Annotated in this window: 1 protein-coding gene; it reads right to left on the bottom strand. The window is 66.7% G+C overall.

What is annotated here, in order from left to right:
* Positions 1-427, bottom strand: a 427-nt coding sequence (locus AC1DIO_RS35520; RefSeq protein WP_476854975.1) for a GNAT family N-acetyltransferase, incomplete at both ends; no start/stop codon positions are given.

The following is a 427-nucleotide window of genomic DNA, read 5'->3' as shown; positions in this document are numbered from 1 at the left end:
CGGGACGGCTCTGCAGCCAGCGTGCCAGCAGCCCCCCGGGGACTTCTTCGGAGGTCAGCGCGAAGCTGCGGTGGTCCGCCCATTCACCGTTGATATGCAGGTACCGCGGCCGGTAACCCTCGTCGCGAAAGCCGAGTTTCTCGACCACGCGCAGGCTGGGTCCGTTTTCGGGACGGATGTTGATCTCCATCCGGTGCAGCCCGAGCGTCCGGAAGCAGTAGTCCGTTGCCAATGCCACAGCGGTCGGGGCAATGCCCTGGCCCGCCCGGTCCTTGTCGACCCAATATCCGAGCGTGGCCATCATTGCCGAGCCCCACACGATGGAGGACACCGTCAGCTGGCCAACGATCACGGGTTCGCGGAAGCCCGGGGTCCACGCCGTGATCAGGAACGGCAGAGCCGTTGCCTGGGCGGCCTGGGCCTTGAG

Source organism: Allobosea sp. 05T439 (assembly GCF_056396005.1).
The sequence above is the reverse complement of the archived record's forward strand: the minus strand, read 5'-3'. Positions and strand labels throughout refer to the sequence as shown.